The organism is Bifidobacterium sp. ESL0728 (assembly GCF_029392015.1).
In the GTDB taxonomy this organism is placed as follows: Bacteria; Actinomycetota; Actinomycetes; order Actinomycetales; family Bifidobacteriaceae; genus Bifidobacterium.
This window is the reverse complement of the sequence record NZ_CP113925.1, coordinates 1,267,584-1,284,104: the sequence shown is the minus strand read 5'-3', so window position 1 is coordinate 1,284,104 and position 16,521 is coordinate 1,267,584. Positions and strand designations below refer to the sequence as shown.

The following is a 16,521-nucleotide window of genomic DNA, read 5'->3' as shown; positions in this document are numbered from 1 at the left end:
TATTCGATCAGTCAAGCAACATGAGACGAATCAGACTATGGCTGCAATCGGCGCCATCACGGACGAAACCGCTTCGGCGGCTGCAGGAGAAGCCTGAAGAACGCCGGCAATCAGGAGAATCGCGACCACAACAGCAATGATGATGCGATAAATCGCAAACGCCTTGTAGGAGAACGTCGAAACGAATTTCAGGAACGCGATGATAACGAAATAGCCGACAATAAAACTGACGACCATCGCGGCCAACGTCGCTCCCCAGCCCGGGAAATTCGGCTCGCTTTTGTAATCACCGACGGCTTTGACGGCCTCAAGTATTCCCGAGCCGAAAACTGCGGGAATGGCCATGATGAAGCTCACACGAACCGCGTCCTCACGTGTGTAGCCCATTGCACGGCCGAAGGTGATGGTGCCGCCTGAACGCGATACGCCTGGGATAAGTGCAAGCATCTGTCCGACGCCAAAGAGCAGTGCGTCCTTCCAGTTCATTTCCTTGACGGTCTTGCGTTCGGGGAACTTCGCGTCGACGACCCACAGAAGGATGCCGAAAAGCAGGAGGACAGTCACGGTGATCCAAAGGTTGCGCAGCGTGGTTTCGATGGTCTTCTGGAAGAGAATCCCCGCAATCAGTATTGGCATCGTGCCGATGATGATGTACCAGCCGAAGGTGGCGTCGCGGTCGCCTTTGCCGAGACGCGACTTCCAACCCTTGCCGTGATGGCCGAAGAGGCAACCGAACCAGTGGGAAAGGATATTGACGATATCATGGCGGAAATAGAGGATGACCGCAAGCTCGGTGCCGAGCTGGATGATGGCTGTAAAGGCAGCACCCGGGTCCGAATGCAGCATCAGCTCGCCTACGATGCGAATATGTGCGCTCGAAGAAACCGGAAGATATTCGGTAAGCGCTTGAACCAGCCCCAAAACGATGGCTTGGAAGAAATTCATGATCCCTCTTTGTGCGTATCTCTGCCAGAAAATTGTCTTGTTTTCGTAGGCCCACGAAGCCAGATAATCAGCAAAGGCTCGTGTCTAACTTGTTTAGGTTACCTAATATGCCGGAACTTCGCGTGTCAAAGCCTTTGATTGTCGCACATCGCTCACACAATTGAATCACAACATCGAAACGGTAGGCCGATGACCGCCGCACAGCCAACCGGTAAAATCCGCAGCGCAATTACTTGCAGGATTCTGTAGAGTTGCTGAATGCAAACGAAGGGTAACATCATGGCAAAATATCGTAAAAGCAGGGCATTCGCGCCTCAGGGATTCTTCGAGTGCGAGGGCAAAGGGCTCAAATGGCTTGGCGAGGCTCGATCCCAGGGAGGACCTCGCGTCGTCGATGTCTATGGTTGGGGTGACGGCTGGCTCGATATCGAACGGGTGAACTCCTGCTCCCCCACTCCCAAGGCCGCGCACGACTTCGGCGTCGCACTGGCACATATGCATGACGCAGGAGCGGAGTATTTCGGTTCGGCTCCGGCCGGTTACGACGGGACATGCTACTTCGGGCCCTTGCAGGACCCGGTTCCCATGGACACCGGTAAATGGACGAATCCCGTGGATTACCTGGGCGATGGACGGCTGCTTCCCATGGTGAGGCTCGGCATCAAACGCGGCGAACTGAACGACAATGATCTTCAGATGACGCAGGAAGTCATCGACGCCCTTCCGGATCTGCTTGGGCCTGCGGCGCAGGACAAGCCGGCTCGCGTTCACGGCGACCTTTGGAGCGGCAACGTGATGTGGACCGACGATTCCGGGCAGGCCGAAGCCGTGCTTATAGACCCGGCCGCGCATGGCGGGCACCGTGAGGAAGACCTGGCCATGCTCAATCTTTTCGGTATGCCGTATCTTGACGAGATCATCGACGGCTACGAGTCGGCACGCCCACTCAAGAAGGGCTTCCCGGACCGGATCACCATCTGGCAGCTCTATCCGATTGCCGGCCATTGCGTGTTCTTCGGCGGCGGCTACGTCAGCGAATACCGCGCCATGTGCCGTTCGCTGCTGTCATAAAGAACTTTGTTTAGGTCTTAAAAACCTAAGAACCTTCGACCGGGCCTCTGCCTCTGGTCGAAGGTTCTTTTCCATGCCAACCGTATTGCAGTTTTGCTTTGAAGTCGCAACGTATTGTCGGGAAGCCACCAAACGACTTGTCGCGAAGTTCCGCAATCCGTTACATCGAGCTGCTTTCTTGAGGGTTCGTCCTGCCGCTTTTAATGCAGTGCGTCTTTGATCTTGTCGAAGAAGCCTTTCCTGTTTGTCGTAGGCCTTGCGCTCTGATTAACCTTACCTGAATCAGCGTCGTGGCTTTGCGCGAACTGTTCCATGAGCTTGCGTTCCCCGTCGCTGAGCTTGGTGGGAATATGCACGCTGAAATGGGCGATAAGGTCGCCACGCTCCTCGGGCTTGCGTATCTTGGCCACGCCGATGCCCTTGATCGACACCGTCTCCTCCGGCTGGCAGCCTTGCGGAACGCTGATGGTCTGCTTGCCATCGAACGTGTCGATCTGCATATCATGGCCGAGCACAGCCCAGCTCATCGGAATCTGAATCCAGCAGTGCAGGTCGTCGCCTTCCCGGGTGAACTGTTTGTCCGGCTTGATACGGATATCGATATACAGGTCGCCCGCGGCGCCGCCGCCTTCGCCGACTTCCCCCTGGTTGGCCAGACGCAGACGGGTATTGTCCTCGATTCCGGCAGGTATGGTGACCCCCACATCTCGTGAAGTGCGGATACGGCCGTGACCCTGGCAGGTCGGGCACGGATGCTCGATGATGGTGCCATGCCCTTCGCAGCGCTCGCATTGCACTGTGGTCATCATCTGGCCGAGCATGGTGCGACGGACCTGCTGCCTCGAACCCTGACCATTGCAATCCGGGCATGTTACCGGCTTTTCGCCGTTTGCCGTGCCCTGCCCACCACACTTCGGGCACAGGCCGAACGTGTTGATCTTGACGTGCGCGGTTCCGCCGAATACCGCTGTCTTGAGATTGATCGACGTGCTGGAAAGCGCATCGCGTCCCGGTTGGGTGCGAGGAATCGGGCCTTGGCTGCCACCACCGAACGCGTTGCCGAAGAACTGGCCGAAGATGTCGCCCATATCGCCAAAACCTGCGGAAGCGAATCCGGAACCCGCATTCGGATCGTTCGGGTCGACGCCGGAATCATACATACGGCGTTTGTCGGGGTCGGAAAGCACCTCGTAGGCGTTGTTGACTTCCTTGAACTTGTCCTCGAACTGAGGGCCGGCGATGTCCGGATGATATTTACGGCTCATTTTGCGATAGGCTTTTTTTATTTCCTCGTCACTTGCCGTACGCTCGACACCCAAAACTTCGTAATAATCTGTTTCTGCCACTGAAATTCCTCGAATGTATTACTGTTACCGAATAACGTTTATGTTGCGTTCTGCCAGTTATTGTTTCATAAGCCTTGGAATACTAGGCCGCCTCATCCCTTGTTATCAAATCCGTCAGATATCTGGCGACGGCGCGCACTGCGGTGATCGTCGTCTCATAATCCATATGGGTTGGGCCGATGGAACCGACGAAGGCGACGGGATGCGAACCGGATTCCGCAGGTCCACCATTATCCTGCCCGCCTTTCGTACCATCGTCATCGGTTTCCCCGTTGGTCTCGCTGCGACCGTAACCGGAAGAGACCACGGAGGCGTGGATAAGCCCCGGTGTCCTCGTCTCTGAACCGATGGCCACGCCGACATCCTCGTTTTCCTCGCTCAGATCGCTCATCAGACGCATGATGACGACCTGCTCCTCCAACGCGTCGAACAACGGAGCAAGATCGGCATGGGACTGCTTGTGTGCGAGCTGCGAGGTTCCGGCCATATACATCTGACCGGTGCCTTCGTCATGTGCCATTGATTCCACGGTTCTGGCCAAGCTCTCTCCCAGAGGACGCACCGAACTGTATTCAGGAGCCTTGATGATGGTGCGGATGCGCCGGGCCGCCTGCACAAGGGGCATATCCATGCACTGGGCATTGACAAGCTCGGAGAACCTGTTCAACGCGACCGCATCGGGAAGTTCCCTCAACGTAAAGGTATGCTGGGCCACTGAACCCGAATCGGTGATGATGACCGTCAGCATGGTGGCCGCGTTCAACGGAACGATTTCGATATGACGCAGTTTTGATTTCGAAAGCGCGGGAGAGGAGACCACGGCGACCTGACCGGTGATATTGGCCAAAAGGCGCGCGGCCCGCTGCAAGGTGTCCGGCAGGCTTACCGAACCGGAAAGGAACGTGGTGATGCCGCGGCGTTGCGCTTCGGAGAGCGGAACGACCGAAGCGAGACGGTCGACGAAATAACGGTAACCCCGTTCCGTGGGGATGCGCCCGGCCGAGGTATGCGGCTGAATCAGATAGCCCTCTTCCTCCAATGCCGACATATCGTTGCGAATGGTCGCCGAACTTACCCCCAGGTTGTGAGCCCGTGTCAGAGCCGTCGATCCGACGGGCTCCTGCGAACGGATGTAATCCTCGACCACGGCCCTCAGCACCAGCATGCGTCTTGACTGTGTCATCGGCTCTCCTTCCATGGTCATTTGAAACTCAACTATTATTGAGTATATCAAAGTATTAGCACTCTTGGTCTGAGAGTGCTAATTGTTCCACTCTCAGAAAATTCCGTCATTTACCGAGACTTTGTTTACGTGAACGTTAACATAACAAAACATACCAAACGTGTTCAAAATCGCACTTTTCGTCGGCTCTTAAAGTTAGCATGAAAGGGCAATGTGAGGGTGCTCTGCGGCGCGGAATAAGCCGCGTTTGCGGCATCCGGAATATTGGAAGGAAAGTATAAACCTATGACCGATTTCACTTGGTCGGATTTGGACGAGCGTGCCGTCAAAATGGCGAAGGTGCTCTCCGCGGACGCGGTTGAACGGGCTGGCAGCGGCCACCCGGGCTCTCCAATTTCCCTGGCTCCAATCGCCTATACGCTTTACCAGCATTACATCAAGCACGATCCCAACGACCCCCACTGGGACGGTCGCGATCGTTTCATCCTTTCTGGCGGACATGCCTCGTTGACGCAGTACGTCCAGCTCTACTTCTCCGGTTACGGCTTGACCATCGACGATCTCAAGTACTTCCGCGGCGGCGCTGACACCCGTACCCCGGGTCATCCCGAAGTCGGCCTGACCCCGGGCCTGGAAATGACTACCGGCCCGCTCGGCCAGGGTCTTGCCTCCGCTGTCGGCTTCGCCTACGGCCAGCGCTTCCAGCGTGGTCTGCTCGACCCGAACGCCCCCGCCGGCACCTCACCCTTCGATCACAAGATCTGGGTCATCTGCGGCGAAGGCGACGTCGAGGAAGGCGTCTCTTCTGAGGCATCCTCACTCGCCGGAAACGAACATCTCGGCAATCTGACCGTAATCTTCGACGCCAACCACATCCAGATCGAAGGCGACACTAAGCTCACCTTCTCCGAGGATATCCTCAAGCGTTATGAGGCTTACGGCTGGTACACCGACGAAGTCAGCTTCGTCCAGCCCGACGGTTCCTACAAGGAAGACACCGCAGCTCTGGCCGCTGCGCTCGACAAGGCCGAACAGGTCACCGACCGTCCGAAGTTCATCAAGGTCGACACCCTGATGGCCTGGCCGACCCCCGGCAAGACCAACGACGAATCCGCCCACGGCTCCAAGCTGGGTCCGGAAGCCGTTGCCGGCCTGAAGAAGGTCCTCGGTTTCGATCCAGATGTCGACTTCCCTGTCGACGAAGAGGCTTTGGCCCACGCCCGCAAGGTCGCCGACCGTGGTCTTGAGGCTCACAAGGAATGGGATGAGAAGCTCGCGGCCTGGCGCAAGGCCAACCCCGAGCAGTCCAAGCTTTACGATCGCATTAAGGCCCACAAGCTTCCCGAAGGCTTCGACGAGGCCATCGACGAGCTTGAGAAGGGCTTTGCCGCCGGCGACCAGGCCGCGACCCGTAAGTCCTCCGGCCAGGTCCTCAACGCCATCGCCAAGGTCATGCCTGAACTCTGGGGCGGCTCAGCCGATCTCGGTGGTTCCAACAAGACCGACATCAGCGGTGCTGAGACCTTCGGCCCCAAGGCCGACGAGACCCGCACCTGGCCCGAAGCCAGCAAATACGGTCGTCAGCTGCACTTCGGCGTCCGTGAATTCGCCATGGGTGCCATCACCAACGGCATCCTGCTGGACGGCTACACCCGTCCGTTCGGCGGTACGTTCTTCCAGTTCTCTGATTACGAGCGTCCGGCCGTGCGTCTTGCCGCACTCATGAAGATTCCGAACCTTTACGTGTGGACCCACGATTCCGTGGCCCTCGGCGAAGACGGCCCGACCCATCAGCCGATCGAGCATCTCGCCGCCTTCCGTGCCATGCCTGATATGGAAGTCGTTCGTCCTGCCGACGAGTACGAGACCGCCGAGGCCTACCGCTACTTCTTCGAGAAGAAGAACACGCTGCCGACCGCGATGATTCTCACCCGTCAGGGTGTCCCGACGCTTGCCGAAACCGCCGAGAAAGCGCGTGACGGCGTCCGCAAGGGCGCTTACATTCTCGTCGACACCGACGGCGAACCCGATGTCATCATCATGGCCACCGGTTCCGAGGTCCAGTGGGCCGTCGAGGGCGCCAAGACCCTCGCCGCCAAGGGTGTGAAGGCCCGCGTGGTCTCCATGCCGTCCATGGAATGGTTCGAGGAACAGGACGACGACTACAAGGAGGCCGTGCTTCCGAAGTCCGTTAAGGCCCGCGTCTCCATCGAAGCCGGCGTCGCCCAGCCCTGGTACAAGTACCTCGGCAGCTACGGCAAGCCGATTTCGATCGAACGCTTCGGCCTGCAAGGCAACGGCGCTCAGAACATGATTGACCTTGGCATCACCGCCGAGCATGTGGTCGAAGCAGCGGAAGCCTCCATCGAAGAGGCTCGCGAGGCCTGACCTCAACAATGTAAAAGTGGTGCGGTTGTTCGCGATATTTCGCAAGAACCGCGAAACCGCACCGCTTTTAAAATAAAAGACTTTCCAATACCAACGTTGGAATAAGGAGATAAATATGACAGAAGCAACACAGCGTACCAGTGATTCCGGTGTTTCGATCTGGCTTGATGACCTTGATCGCACCCGCATCACCTCCGGCAATCTGCAGGAGCTCATCAAGACCAAGAATGTCGTCGGCGTGACCACCAACCCGTCCATCTTCCAGAAGGCTCTGGCCCAGGTCGGACCTTACGACGAACAGCTCAAGGAACTCGGCAAGATCAACGTCGAGGACGCCGTTCGTGAACTGACCACCACCGATGTGCGCAACGCCACCGACATCTTCCGTGAAGTCGCCGAGAAGACCGATTACGTTGACGGCCGCGTCTCCATCGAGGTTGACCCTCGTCTGGCTCACGACACCGAGAACACCGAGAAGCAGGCCGAACTGCTTTGGAAGATGGTCGATCGTCCGAACGCTCTGATCAAGATCCCAGCAACACTTGAAGGTCTGCCGGCCATCACCGCCACGCTCGCCAAGGGTATCTCCGTCAATGTAACGCTGATTTTCTCGCTCGAACGCTATGAGCAGGTCATGGACGCCTACATCGCCGGCATGGAACAGGCCGCCAAGAACGGTCACGACCTGAGCAAGATGGCTTCGGTCGCCTCGTTCTTCGTCTCCCGCGTCGACACCGCCGTGGACAAGCTGCTCGAAGCCAACGGCTCCGACGAAGCGAAGGCCCTGGAAGGCAAGGCCGCTGTGGCCAACGCCCGCCTCGCCTACAAGCTCTGGCAGGAGAAGTTCGCGTCCGATCCTCGCTGGCCCGCGCTTGAGGCCAAGGGTGCCAAGAAGCAGCGTCCGCTGTGGGCCTCCACCGGCACCAAGAACGCCGCCTACTCCGACTGCAAGTACGTCGACGAGCTCGTCGCCCCCGACGTCGTCAACACCATGCCGGAAAAGACGCTCAACGCCCTCGCCGACCACGGTGACGGCAAGCCGAGCATCGAAGGCACCTATGAGGAGAGCCAGGCCGTCATGGACAAGCTCGCCGCCCTCGGCATCAACATCAAGGATGTCACCGATCAGCTCGAAGCCGACGGCGTTGCCAAGTTCATCGCTTCTTGGGATTCGGTCCTTTCCGACACTCAGGCCGGTATTGACCGCGTCAATGGCTGATTCCCTTTAAGGGTTGTCGTAGAACCCCGGGGATATACATTGTTGTGGACGCTCCTTGGCCGCTCAGCCATGTCTTACGCCACAACAACGCATATCCCCGGGGTTCTACTTATGCGAAAGGAAACTCTTTCTGCCAGCGAATAAAAGACAAAGCTTTACGTCTGAACAACACATATCCGAGGGGCACACTCATGCCAAAGGAGACTCTTTCTGCCAGCGAATATAAAAACTAACGTTGTGGAAGTCGGGAGATGAACTTTCTCGGGCGTAGGCTTGACCGACTGAAATCAAAATTTCAGTTTTGCGCTCGTAAATCGTGCTCACTTCGCCTATGGATAATCCACAGGATTGTCCATTTCACGGCTCAGCCAAAGTGTCCCGTGAAAGTTTATCTGTCGACCTCCACGGTTGTAACTATAAACGGAACCAATTAAAACTAACTATTCAACAGCTTAGTAGACCACTCGGTGAGGAGGGGTTTCAGGGTTTCGGGGTTGTCGATGTGGATGTTGTGGCCAGCTGGATCGACAACCTTGTAAACGGCATTTGGATAGTGCGGGAGCAGGGCCTTTTGGTCTTCGTAGCCGACCACCTGATCCTCTTTGCCGGTGACGATGAGCGTCGGACCGGTGTAGGTTCCCAGACGCTGCTCGGGGTCACCGTCAAGCCAATAACGCTGACCTAGTTTGGCGTTGGCATCGCGGTCACAGAGCTTGGTTCCGGGGAGGATATAGCGCTGGTAACGCCTCCATGCATCGAAGGACTGGTTGACGCCCATCGTGACGAAATCAATAACCTTGTCCTGTGGCAAATTATGGGTTAAATCAGGATTCGCATTGCTGATAACGTGCTCGGCCAGATGACGATGTGACAATACCGGATCAACAACCGGCGCAATCAAGGCAACGCCAGCGATTCGCTTTGGTTCGCGTGAAAGTGTGTCTCTGACCAACGCTCCACCCATGGAATTGCCGAGCAACGCAAAGCGTTTGTTGCCGACCAACTCGTTTACTTCGTTCATGAACCACTCGGCGAGTTCTGGCAATCCTCCGACACCCGGCAAGGCAGGAGTCTGACCATAGCCCGGCAAATCCATATAAACGCGTTGTGTGCCTTCAGAGAAAGCATTGTCAAGCATCATCAGCGAGCGATGATCCACGCCCATGCCGTGAGCTATAACAATGGGCATCCCCTCCCCTTTGACAACCGTATACGCTTCAGGCTGCACAGCCATATAACTACTCCCCTTACTTACATCCATATTCAGCAACACAATAATCAAGCCAATATAGGTATACCGAATCACTTGGATACCGTTACCTGTTTCCCGTTTCATTCGTTTGCAGAACTAGTACATTCTATTACCGATTTTATCTGTTTCCGATATTTTGCGTAGAAGAGGTTATCATCGAAACCTGCCAAGACATTTACCAATGTTGCTCAATCCATTGAGCTACACCTTCATCGTTGTTTGACGGGCAAATATCATCAGCAATGGCTTTGACCTCGGGTTTGGCGTTGGCAACAGCCACACCGCAACCTGCGTGTTGTAGCAAGTCCATATCAATCAGGTCATCGCCGAAAGCGATGGTATCCGAAATCGGGATGTCGAAATGTTGGCAGGCCAGATTCATGGCGTTGCGTTTTGTGGCTTTGGGATTCATCAGCAGCCAGAGATCATCTTCGGAAATCAGTAAGGACATGTCATCTGGGACTAAAGACCTTACCAGCTCTCGTTGCTCGTTGGTAGGAAACATCATGATCTTTTGCGCCATGCCTGACGGCATATCGCTGAAGTCTGTCAACTGATATTCTTGGGCCGGCCAGACATCGGTCAAATCAAAATTCGTATAGCGGGTGTCGTTAAATTCGATGCCGATTCTCAAGTCTGGAATCTGTTCAAGCAACTGGCGACAAACTTCAACGCACCGCTCAACCGGAACCCCGAACCGCAGAATATTGCTATTCTCAATACTCTGATCATTACTCAACTCCTGTAAAGAGGAATGTTCAGAATCCAAGTCAACGATGCCACCGTTATGGTAGGCACACGCCGAAGCGCCGATACGATGAACCAAATCGAAAGAAGTCATTGGCGGCCTGGCCGTTGCCACCATCACTATGTTACCGGCCTCATGTGCGGTCTCAAAAGCCTTCTCGCTATATTCCGAGAGCCACCGCTGCGCGTATTCGTCACCGCACAACGCAGTCAGATCCAAATCGACAACCAGCAGCTTGCCGCCTGCCGATAAATCAGTACTTGCCATATATTCCTCATAGCTTTCGGTTGCGGCTTTTAAGATACAAAAATATCATAAGATACAAAAATGCGTTTCATGAAACCAATCATGAAACGCATCTCGTGAATGTCTAAAAAATCACTTAATCAGGTTAAACTTGGTCATGAGACCTAGCGCAATGATAATCGCTACCCAAAGCAAAGCGATGATGATCGTCCAACGGTTCAGGTTCTTTTCTGCAACGCCGGAAGTGCCTGCGTTCTGGGTCAGACCGCCGCCGAACATGTCGGAGAGGCCACCGCCCTTGCCTTTGTGCATGAGAATCAGCAGCGTCAACAAAACACTGAAGATAACAAGGATGATTTGCAGAACCAGCTTGACGATTGCCATTGTCGACACAGTTGAACCTCCAGTTCAAAAACACTAATTATTTACTATACCGCAAAGTACGGAAAATGTCCCATTAATCCGCAATTAATCAGCGGGAAGAAGTCACGGTTTTCAACGTAAGGCGGCAGATCTTCGCAAGTTCGTCCGCATTGAGCGAGGCACCACCGATGAGGAATCCGTCGACGTCTGGTTGACTGATGAGTTCAACCGCATTCTTCGAATTGACCGAACCGCCGTAAAGGATGCGAACAGCTTCCGATACCTTGGAACCGAATGTCTCATAGAGATTGCTGCGGATGGCCCTAGCTGCATCCTGAGCTGTGGCCGGGGTCGCCACCAATCCGGTGCCGATGGCCCAGACCGGTTCATAGGCGATGATCAGCTTGGCCGCTTCTTCGTCGGAAAGATCGCGGGTGACGTCGTGGACCTGGCCGACCGCGAAATCAAGCTCAATACCCTTGCGTCGTTCCTCCATGCTCTCGCCTACACAAAGTATCGGCTGCATGCCGGCTGTGAGCACTGCACGAACCTGATCGACGATGTTGGCATCGTCCTCGGGATGGTATTTACGCCGTTCGGAATGGCCCACAATGACGTATTTGCAACCGAGCTGGGCCAGCATATCGGCGTTGACGTCACCGGTGAATGCGCCCTGATTGGTCACTGAAACGGTCTGTGCACCATAATTGATTTTGAGCTTGTCCGCCTCGACCAAAACCTGGACACTGCGAATCGAAGTGAACGTCGGCATCAATGCGACCTCGACCCGTTTATAGTCGAAATGGGCGTCACGCAAAAGCCATGCAAGTTTTTGCACGAAATACGTGGCTTCAAGATGATCGAAATTCATCTTCCAATTGCCTGCCACCAACGGAATACGTGCAGAGGACATTGCTTTCCTTCCCAACCACGGAATTACGGTTTATCTGCGTCTAATTGCTGAAAAGACTCCCCTAGTGAGCCTTACAACAACCCTTTGCAAAAAGAATGCGGGCATACCAAACGGCATGTCCGCAAACATTCCTGTTATCAGTGTAGCGTACCTCGGCTACTCACCGATGAGGCGATGCACTGTCAACATTTTCGAATCGATTACTCAAGCACCTTAAGGCCTGGCAAAGTCTTGCCTTCGAGGAACTCGAGGGAGGCGCCGCCACCGGTGGAGATGTGCGAGAAGCCATCCTCCGGGAAGCCGAGGTTGCGCACCGCGGAAGCGGAATCGCCGCCGCCGACGATGGTGAAGGCACCCTTGGCCGTCGCGTCGACCATGCCCTGGGCGACGGCCCTAGTACCGGCCTGGAACTGCTCGACCTCGAATACGCCTGCAGGGCCATTCCACACGACCGTCTTGGAATCGACGATCTTGTCGTGGAAGAGCTTCTGGGTCTTCGGGCCAATGTCAAGGCCCATCATGTCAGAAGGAATCTTGTCGGCATCGACGATTTGCGGGTTCACGGGGGTGTTGCCATCCGGGAAGCCCTTGTTGACCACGACATCGACGGGGAGAATGAGCTCAACGCCGTTCTTCTTGGCCTCTTCCATGTAGCCCTTGACTGTCTCGATCTGGTCCTTCTCAAGCAGGGAGGTGCCGACTTCGTAGCCCTTGGCCGCGAGGAACGTATAGGCCATGCCGCCGCCGATCAAGAGGCGATCGGCCTTCTTCAGCAAGTTCTCGATGACACCGAGCTTGTCGGAGACCTTCGAGCCGCCGAGCACGACAGTGAACGGACGCTCCGGGTTCTCGGTGGCGCGGGAGAGGGCCTTGACTTCCTTCTCGATGAGCTTGCCGGCTGCACTCGGCAGATCGGCGGCCACATCGTAGTCTGAGCCCTGAGCGCGGTGCACGACGCCAAAGCCGTCGGAAACGAAGACATCACCCAAAGCGGCAATCTTCTTGGCATAGGCGGCGCGCTCGGCGTCATCCTTGCTGGTCTCTTCAGGGTTGTAACGAACGTTCTGCAGCAGTACGACGTCACCGTCCTTCATGGCGGCGACCTTGGCCTGGGCATCCGGGCCGTAGGTATCGTTGGCCAGCGTCACATCGACGCCGAGCAGCTCGCCCAAGCGCTTGGCAACTGGTGCCAGCGAAAGCTCGGGGACGACCTTGCCCTTCGGACGGCCGAGATGAGCCATCAGGATGACCTTCGCACCATCGGCACGCAGTTCCTTGATAGTCGGCAGAGCGGCGCGGATACGACCGTCGTCAGTGATGGTGGTGCCCTTCAGCGGCACATTGAAATCAGCGCGGACAAGAACTTTCTTGCCCTTGAGATCTCCTAAATCCTTGAGTGTCCTCATTAGTATCCTTTCCTTGAAAAATCGTCACGGCCGGAAAACAGTTTTCCCCGACCCAGATAAGAGTCAAAGTTGTGACCTATGTCACTTGCAATGGTAGCGTCCTCGCCCAACAAGAACACTGATTTTTGCTGGGATTTTCCTGAAAATGCAGCTTAATTTGTGAGCGCTAACGACAACTATTTTATCAATATTTATACGTTATTATCCGACAGTGAAAGAGGTCTGTTTCGTAATTGTTATCTGTCGCAAAGAGGCCATCCCGCTTGATGGCAGTCCTTCTATTCGTTTTGTTGTTGTTCCTGCGCCTTTTTCGTCTTGGTGGCAAGTTGCAGCAAGCGACGGATACGACCTGCAATGGCATCCTTCGTGATCGGCGGGTTTGAAAGACGACCAAGCTCTTCCAGGCTGGCATCCGTATGTTGGAGTCGCAGATCGCCGGCGGCCTTGAGGTTTTCAGGAATATCATCGCCAAGAATCTCAAAGGCTTGTTTGACCTTCTGAGTGGCCTCGGCAGCTGCCTTGGCACTGCGACGCATGTTCGCATCGTCGAAATTGGCGAGGCGATTGGCCTTGCCGCGTGCTTCGCCATCGGTACGTTTGCCGGTCCACTCACGAGCCGAGCGTGGTGCCCCCATGAGCATCAACATGCGTTCGATGGAATCCGAATCACGTAGCGTAATGCGTTCGGAGCTGCGAACCTTACGAGCCTGAGCCGAGATACCAAGCCTACGGGCCGCGCCTTGCAGCGCTGTAACGGTTTCATGCGAAGGACAGATGATTTCAAGGTAGCTCGATTTGCCTGGATCGGAAATCATGCCACGAGCAAGAAAGGCACCACGCCAAGCGGCCTTGACCTGTGCGATATTGCCGCTGATCACCTCTGCCGGAAGCCCCTCGACCAAATGCATACGACGATCGAGCAATCCCGTTTGAAGGGCAAGCGCAGTAGCGCCACGCTCGACGAGCAAATCGTAACGTTGCACAATCCCGTTGGGGGTCTGCCTGCTGATTTTGGTGACTTTAGCTTCACGCTGAAAATAATGCGCGATGGTCTTGCGAAGCCATTCGGTCGCTTCGAGCGAATCAAATTGTGCACGGATGACAGCCTTGTTGCCGACAGGACGCAGTCCTCCCCCGAACCGCATCATCGTCGCGGCTTGCGCCATTTTCGCGGCCGGCAGGTCCGTCTCCACGCTTGCCAACTCGCTTTTGACCTCGTTCAGAAGAGCCAAAGCCCAACCTCCTACTTCCCGTTCTTCATGTAAGTGTAATTGGAACATTAAACGGAGTCATCTCACGCAATGCCACGGCTATCTGTGATAGCGAATGACTTGGACAAGAATCTATCGTTTTACTTCCACTTGCCTATTTTCACGTTTATCGTCAGATACGTACGTCAATCATCTGTCCGAAAATGACTGACAACCATCCTCAATCCTATCGTCGTTCATGGCGGTGCAACTCTCTTGCGGATACCGTCACACTAAGCCCATGAGCGCGGAACCGTTGCGCCAGCTCATTGCTGATCGCAACGGAACGATGCTGCCCGCCGGTGCATCCAACAGCTATTGTGACATAATGCTTATCTTCCTGAGCGTAACCCTTGATGGCCACCATGATGGCCTTCTCGTACGCATCAAGAAATTCCTTCGCGCTTTCGTTTGAAAGCACATAGTCGCTGACCGGCTGATCGTTGCCATTCAATTCACGCAGGCTGGGTACCCAATAAGGGTTGGGCAGGAACCTCACGTCAGCGACGAAATCCGCATCAAGCGGAATCCCGTATTTGAAGCCGAAACTGAAAATATGGACGGAAACGGTTTTTGCACCGCTGCCGAGCAATGCCTCATACAGTTTCGTCGAAAGCTGATGAATGCTGAGGCTGGAGGTATCGATGACGGTATCCGCATGTTCCTTGAGATTCGAAAGCAGCTCACGCTCCTCGCGAATGCCATCGATGAGACGGTTGCCGTGCTGGAGCGGGTGTGGACGGCGAACGGACTCGTAACGTTGCACGAGCACCTTGTCACTGGCATCGAGGAAAAGAATATGAGTGCGCACGCCCAGATCGTCCAGATGGCTCAAAACGGCGGAAAGATCATCAAAATAGCTACGCGAACGCACATCGATGACCGCTGCCAGCTTATGAACTTTCGAACCGGAAGAGGTCATCATATCGACCAACGGAATCAGCAGTTTCGGAGGAAGGTTGTCGACAACATACCAACCCATGTCTTCAACGCAATCGGCGGCGTGGGAACGGCCAGCCCCACTCATGCCGGTAATAAGCATGACTTCGAATTCCTTGGCGGGTTTGGGCTCGTCTTTGGCCTTCTGCGGCGACGCGTTGCTTCCTGACTCTCTTGTTGCGGTTGCAGGGGCCTTCTTTTCGACCTTGGTTCCGGTTTCGTCCGGTCCTTGCGTTTCCGAAATCACAGTGCCTCCTGTAAGGCGCTTCTCATCGCCTGCTCAAAATCCATCGTCTCCATGATATGCGCCCCTGCCGTCATCAACCGTACCTGAGCTATCGCTTGGTAAAGCAACATTTCCTCGCCGCCGATGGCCGTTCCCCCACCATTTCGCCAGACCTGCATAAGTTTGGTCGGACGAGGATCATAAACCACGTCAAGAAGAGTTCCACAGCGGAAGACGCTGGCTGGACCGGCAAGGACTTCGGCCAATTTCTCGGCTGTTTCGTCTGCACCGTTCGCAGGTATGGTGTTGATGACGATATCCGCTTCCTGCAGATATTCGTAGGCTTCGGAAAGCGGGACCTGTTGATAGCGAAGGCCGGTTTGCGAGTCCGCCAGTTGCTCCATCGGATCGTTTTCGTGTTGATGCCTAGCACATACCGTTACGTGGGTTACTTCACCTGACTCTGGAACTTTGATTTCTGTACAGGCAGCCAAAGCCGAAAGCGCGGTGTTGCCATTGCCAAGGATGACAGCTTTTGCACCTTGAGATTTCGAGTTTTCAGTAATGGTTTTATTGGCTGTATCAGTAGGCTTACCAGACTGACTAATTGCGGTAAGCGGTTGGGGTTGAGAAGACTTCCAGCAATGGGAAAAAGCCTTTACGATACCTTCGACGTCGGTGTTATACAGTTTGATATTCGGTTTGGGCACGCCATCAACCCATGAAAAAACGGCGGTGTTGGCCACTAAAAGCCTGCGAGACCAGGTATCGCTGGGTGTTCCATACGGCTGGATCGTCCGTTTCAACGGCATAGTGAGGCTCAGGCCAGCCCAGGAAGGATCCACTGTTCTGAGGAAACCATCCAATTCGTCTTCGCCGACTTCAGCGCGGGAATAACGCCAATCATCGAGCCCGAGAGCCTTGTAGGCCGCATTGTGCAGCACCGGCGAAAGCGAGTGGGCTATCGGCTTGCCCAAAACCGCACAACGATGACGTATCTCATTGCCCATCGATTGATGCTCCTTT

General features: G+C 55.2%; 13 protein-coding genes and 1 pseudogene. 3 read left to right on the top strand and 11 right to left on the bottom strand.

Going from position 1 to position 16,521, the window contains the following annotated elements; all coding sequences use genetic code 11:
• Positions 1-30: 30 nt before the first annotated feature.
• Positions 31-945, bottom strand: coding sequence for an undecaprenyl-diphosphatase UppP (uppP, locus tag OZX67_RS04980; protein WP_277144780.1), 915 nt, complete (start codon positions 943-945; stop codon positions 31-33).
• Between the two features lie 279 nt (positions 946-1,224).
• Between uppP and OZX67_RS04975 the strand changes: the two genes are divergently transcribed.
• On the top strand, positions 1,225-2,016 hold the full coding sequence (locus OZX67_RS04975; RefSeq protein WP_277144778.1) for a fructosamine kinase family protein: 792 nt from the start codon (positions 1,225-1,227) through the stop codon (positions 2,014-2,016).
• Positions 2,017-2,216: 200 nt separating this feature from the next.
• Here OZX67_RS04975 and dnaJ read toward each other — a convergent pair whose 3' ends face one another.
• Together dnaJ and hrcA are read right to left on the bottom strand one after the other, a co-directional pair.
• Positions 2,217-3,362 (bottom strand): molecular chaperone DnaJ, encoded by a 1,146-nt coding sequence (gene dnaJ, locus OZX67_RS04970; protein ID WP_277144776.1) that lies wholly within the window; start codon positions 3,360-3,362, stop codon positions 2,217-2,219.
• 82 nt (positions 3,363-3,444) lie between these two features.
• Positions 3,445-4,545, bottom strand: a complete 1,101-nt coding sequence (hrcA, locus tag OZX67_RS04965; protein WP_277144773.1) for a heat-inducible transcriptional repressor HrcA — start codon at positions 4,543-4,545, stop codon at positions 3,445-3,447.
• A gap of 285 nt (positions 4,546-4,830) precedes the next feature.
• Between hrcA and tkt the strand changes: the two genes are divergently transcribed.
• Both tkt and tal read left to right on the top strand, forming a co-directional pair.
• The gene (gene tkt / locus OZX67_RS04960; protein ID WP_277144771.1) at positions 4,831-6,933 is read left to right on the top strand and encodes a transketolase; all 2,103 of its coding nucleotides are present in this window, start codon (positions 4,831-4,833) and stop codon (positions 6,931-6,933) included.
• A gap of 115 nt (positions 6,934-7,048) precedes the next feature.
• The gene (tal, locus tag OZX67_RS04955; protein ID WP_277144769.1) at positions 7,049-8,152 is read left to right on the top strand and encodes a transaldolase; all 1,104 of its coding nucleotides are present in this window, start codon (positions 7,049-7,051) and stop codon (positions 8,150-8,152) included.
• Between the two features lie 436 nt (positions 8,153-8,588).
• Here the strand turns inward: tal and OZX67_RS04950 are convergent, their stop codons facing one another.
• From OZX67_RS04950 to OZX67_RS04915, 8 genes and pseudogenes are all read right to left on the bottom strand, one after another.
• Positions 8,589-9,386, bottom strand: coding sequence for an alpha/beta hydrolase (locus tag OZX67_RS04950; protein ID WP_277144767.1), 798 nt, complete (start codon positions 9,384-9,386; stop codon positions 8,589-8,591).
• A 193-nt stretch (positions 9,387-9,579) separates the two neighbouring features.
• On the bottom strand, positions 9,580-10,419 hold the full coding sequence (locus OZX67_RS04945; RefSeq protein ID WP_277144765.1) for an HAD hydrolase family protein: 840 nt from the start codon (positions 10,417-10,419) through the stop codon (positions 9,580-9,582).
• 111 nt (positions 10,420-10,530) lie between these two features.
• A complete protein-coding gene (secG, locus tag OZX67_RS04940; RefSeq protein WP_277144763.1) occupies positions 10,531-10,782 on the bottom strand; it encodes a preprotein translocase subunit SecG in 252 nt (83 codons plus the stop codon).
• Between the two features lie 88 nt (positions 10,783-10,870).
• Positions 10,871-11,674, bottom strand: a complete 804-nt coding sequence (gene tpiA / locus OZX67_RS04935) for a triose-phosphate isomerase (RefSeq protein ID WP_277144761.1) — start codon at positions 11,672-11,674, stop codon at positions 10,871-10,873.
• Positions 11,675-11,874: 200 nt separating this feature from the next.
• Positions 11,875-13,080, bottom strand: a complete 1,206-nt coding sequence (locus OZX67_RS04930; RefSeq protein WP_277144758.1) for a phosphoglycerate kinase — start codon at positions 13,078-13,080, stop codon at positions 11,875-11,877.
• A gap of 278 nt (positions 13,081-13,358) precedes the next feature.
• Positions 13,359-14,312, bottom strand: coding sequence for a DNA-binding protein WhiA (gene whiA, locus OZX67_RS04925; RefSeq protein WP_277144756.1), 954 nt, complete (start codon positions 14,310-14,312; stop codon positions 13,359-13,361).
• Positions 14,313-14,517: 205 nt separating this feature from the next.
• Positions 14,518-15,381 (bottom strand): annotated as a pseudogene (gene rapZ / locus OZX67_RS04920) (RNase adapter RapZ); the annotation flags it as partial.
• Positions 15,382-15,512: 131 nt separating this feature from the next.
• On the bottom strand, positions 15,513-16,505 hold the full coding sequence (locus tag OZX67_RS04915) for a shikimate dehydrogenase (RefSeq protein WP_277144754.1): 993 nt from the start codon (positions 16,503-16,505) through the stop codon (positions 15,513-15,515).
• Positions 16,506-16,521: the final 16 nt, after the last annotated feature.

What these genes read in the sequence shown, in the direction of transcription:
- OZX67_RS04930 (WP_277144758.1), bottom strand. Translation starts at nt 13,080, where the DNA reads ATGAGGACACTCAAGGATTTAGGAGATCTCAAGGGCAAGAAAGTTCTT.
- uppP (WP_277144780.1), bottom strand. Translation starts at nt 945, where the DNA reads ATGAATTTCTTCCAAGCCATCGTTTTGGGGCTGGTTCAAGCGCTTACC.
- tkt (WP_277144771.1), top strand. Translation starts at nt 4,831, where the DNA reads ATGACCGATTTCACTTGGTCGGATTTGGACGAGCGTGCCGTCAAAATG.
- tal (WP_277144769.1), top strand. Translation starts at nt 7,049, where the DNA reads ATGACAGAAGCAACACAGCGTACCAGTGATTCCGGTGTTTCGATCTGG.
- OZX67_RS04950 (WP_277144767.1), bottom strand. Translation starts at nt 9,386, where the DNA reads ATGGCTGTGCAGCCTGAAGCGTATACGGTTGTCAAAGGGGAGGGGATG.
- tpiA (WP_277144761.1), bottom strand. Translation starts at nt 11,674, where the DNA reads ATGTCCTCTGCACGTATTCCGTTGGTGGCAGGCAATTGGAAGATGAAT.
- hrcA (WP_277144773.1), bottom strand. Translation starts at nt 4,545, where the DNA reads ATGACACAGTCAAGACGCATGCTGGTGCTGAGGGCCGTGGTCGAGGAT.
- OZX67_RS04915 (WP_277144754.1), bottom strand. Translation starts at nt 16,505, where the DNA reads ATGGGCAATGAGATACGTCATCGTTGTGCGGTTTTGGGCAAGCCGATA.
- OZX67_RS04975 (WP_277144778.1), top strand. Translation starts at nt 1,225, where the DNA reads ATGGCAAAATATCGTAAAAGCAGGGCATTCGCGCCTCAGGGATTCTTC.
- OZX67_RS04945 (WP_277144765.1), bottom strand. Translation starts at nt 10,419, where the DNA reads ATGGCAAGTACTGATTTATCGGCAGGCGGCAAGCTGCTGGTTGTCGAT.
- secG (WP_277144763.1), bottom strand. Translation starts at nt 10,782, where the DNA reads ATGGCAATCGTCAAGCTGGTTCTGCAAATCATCCTTGTTATCTTCAGT.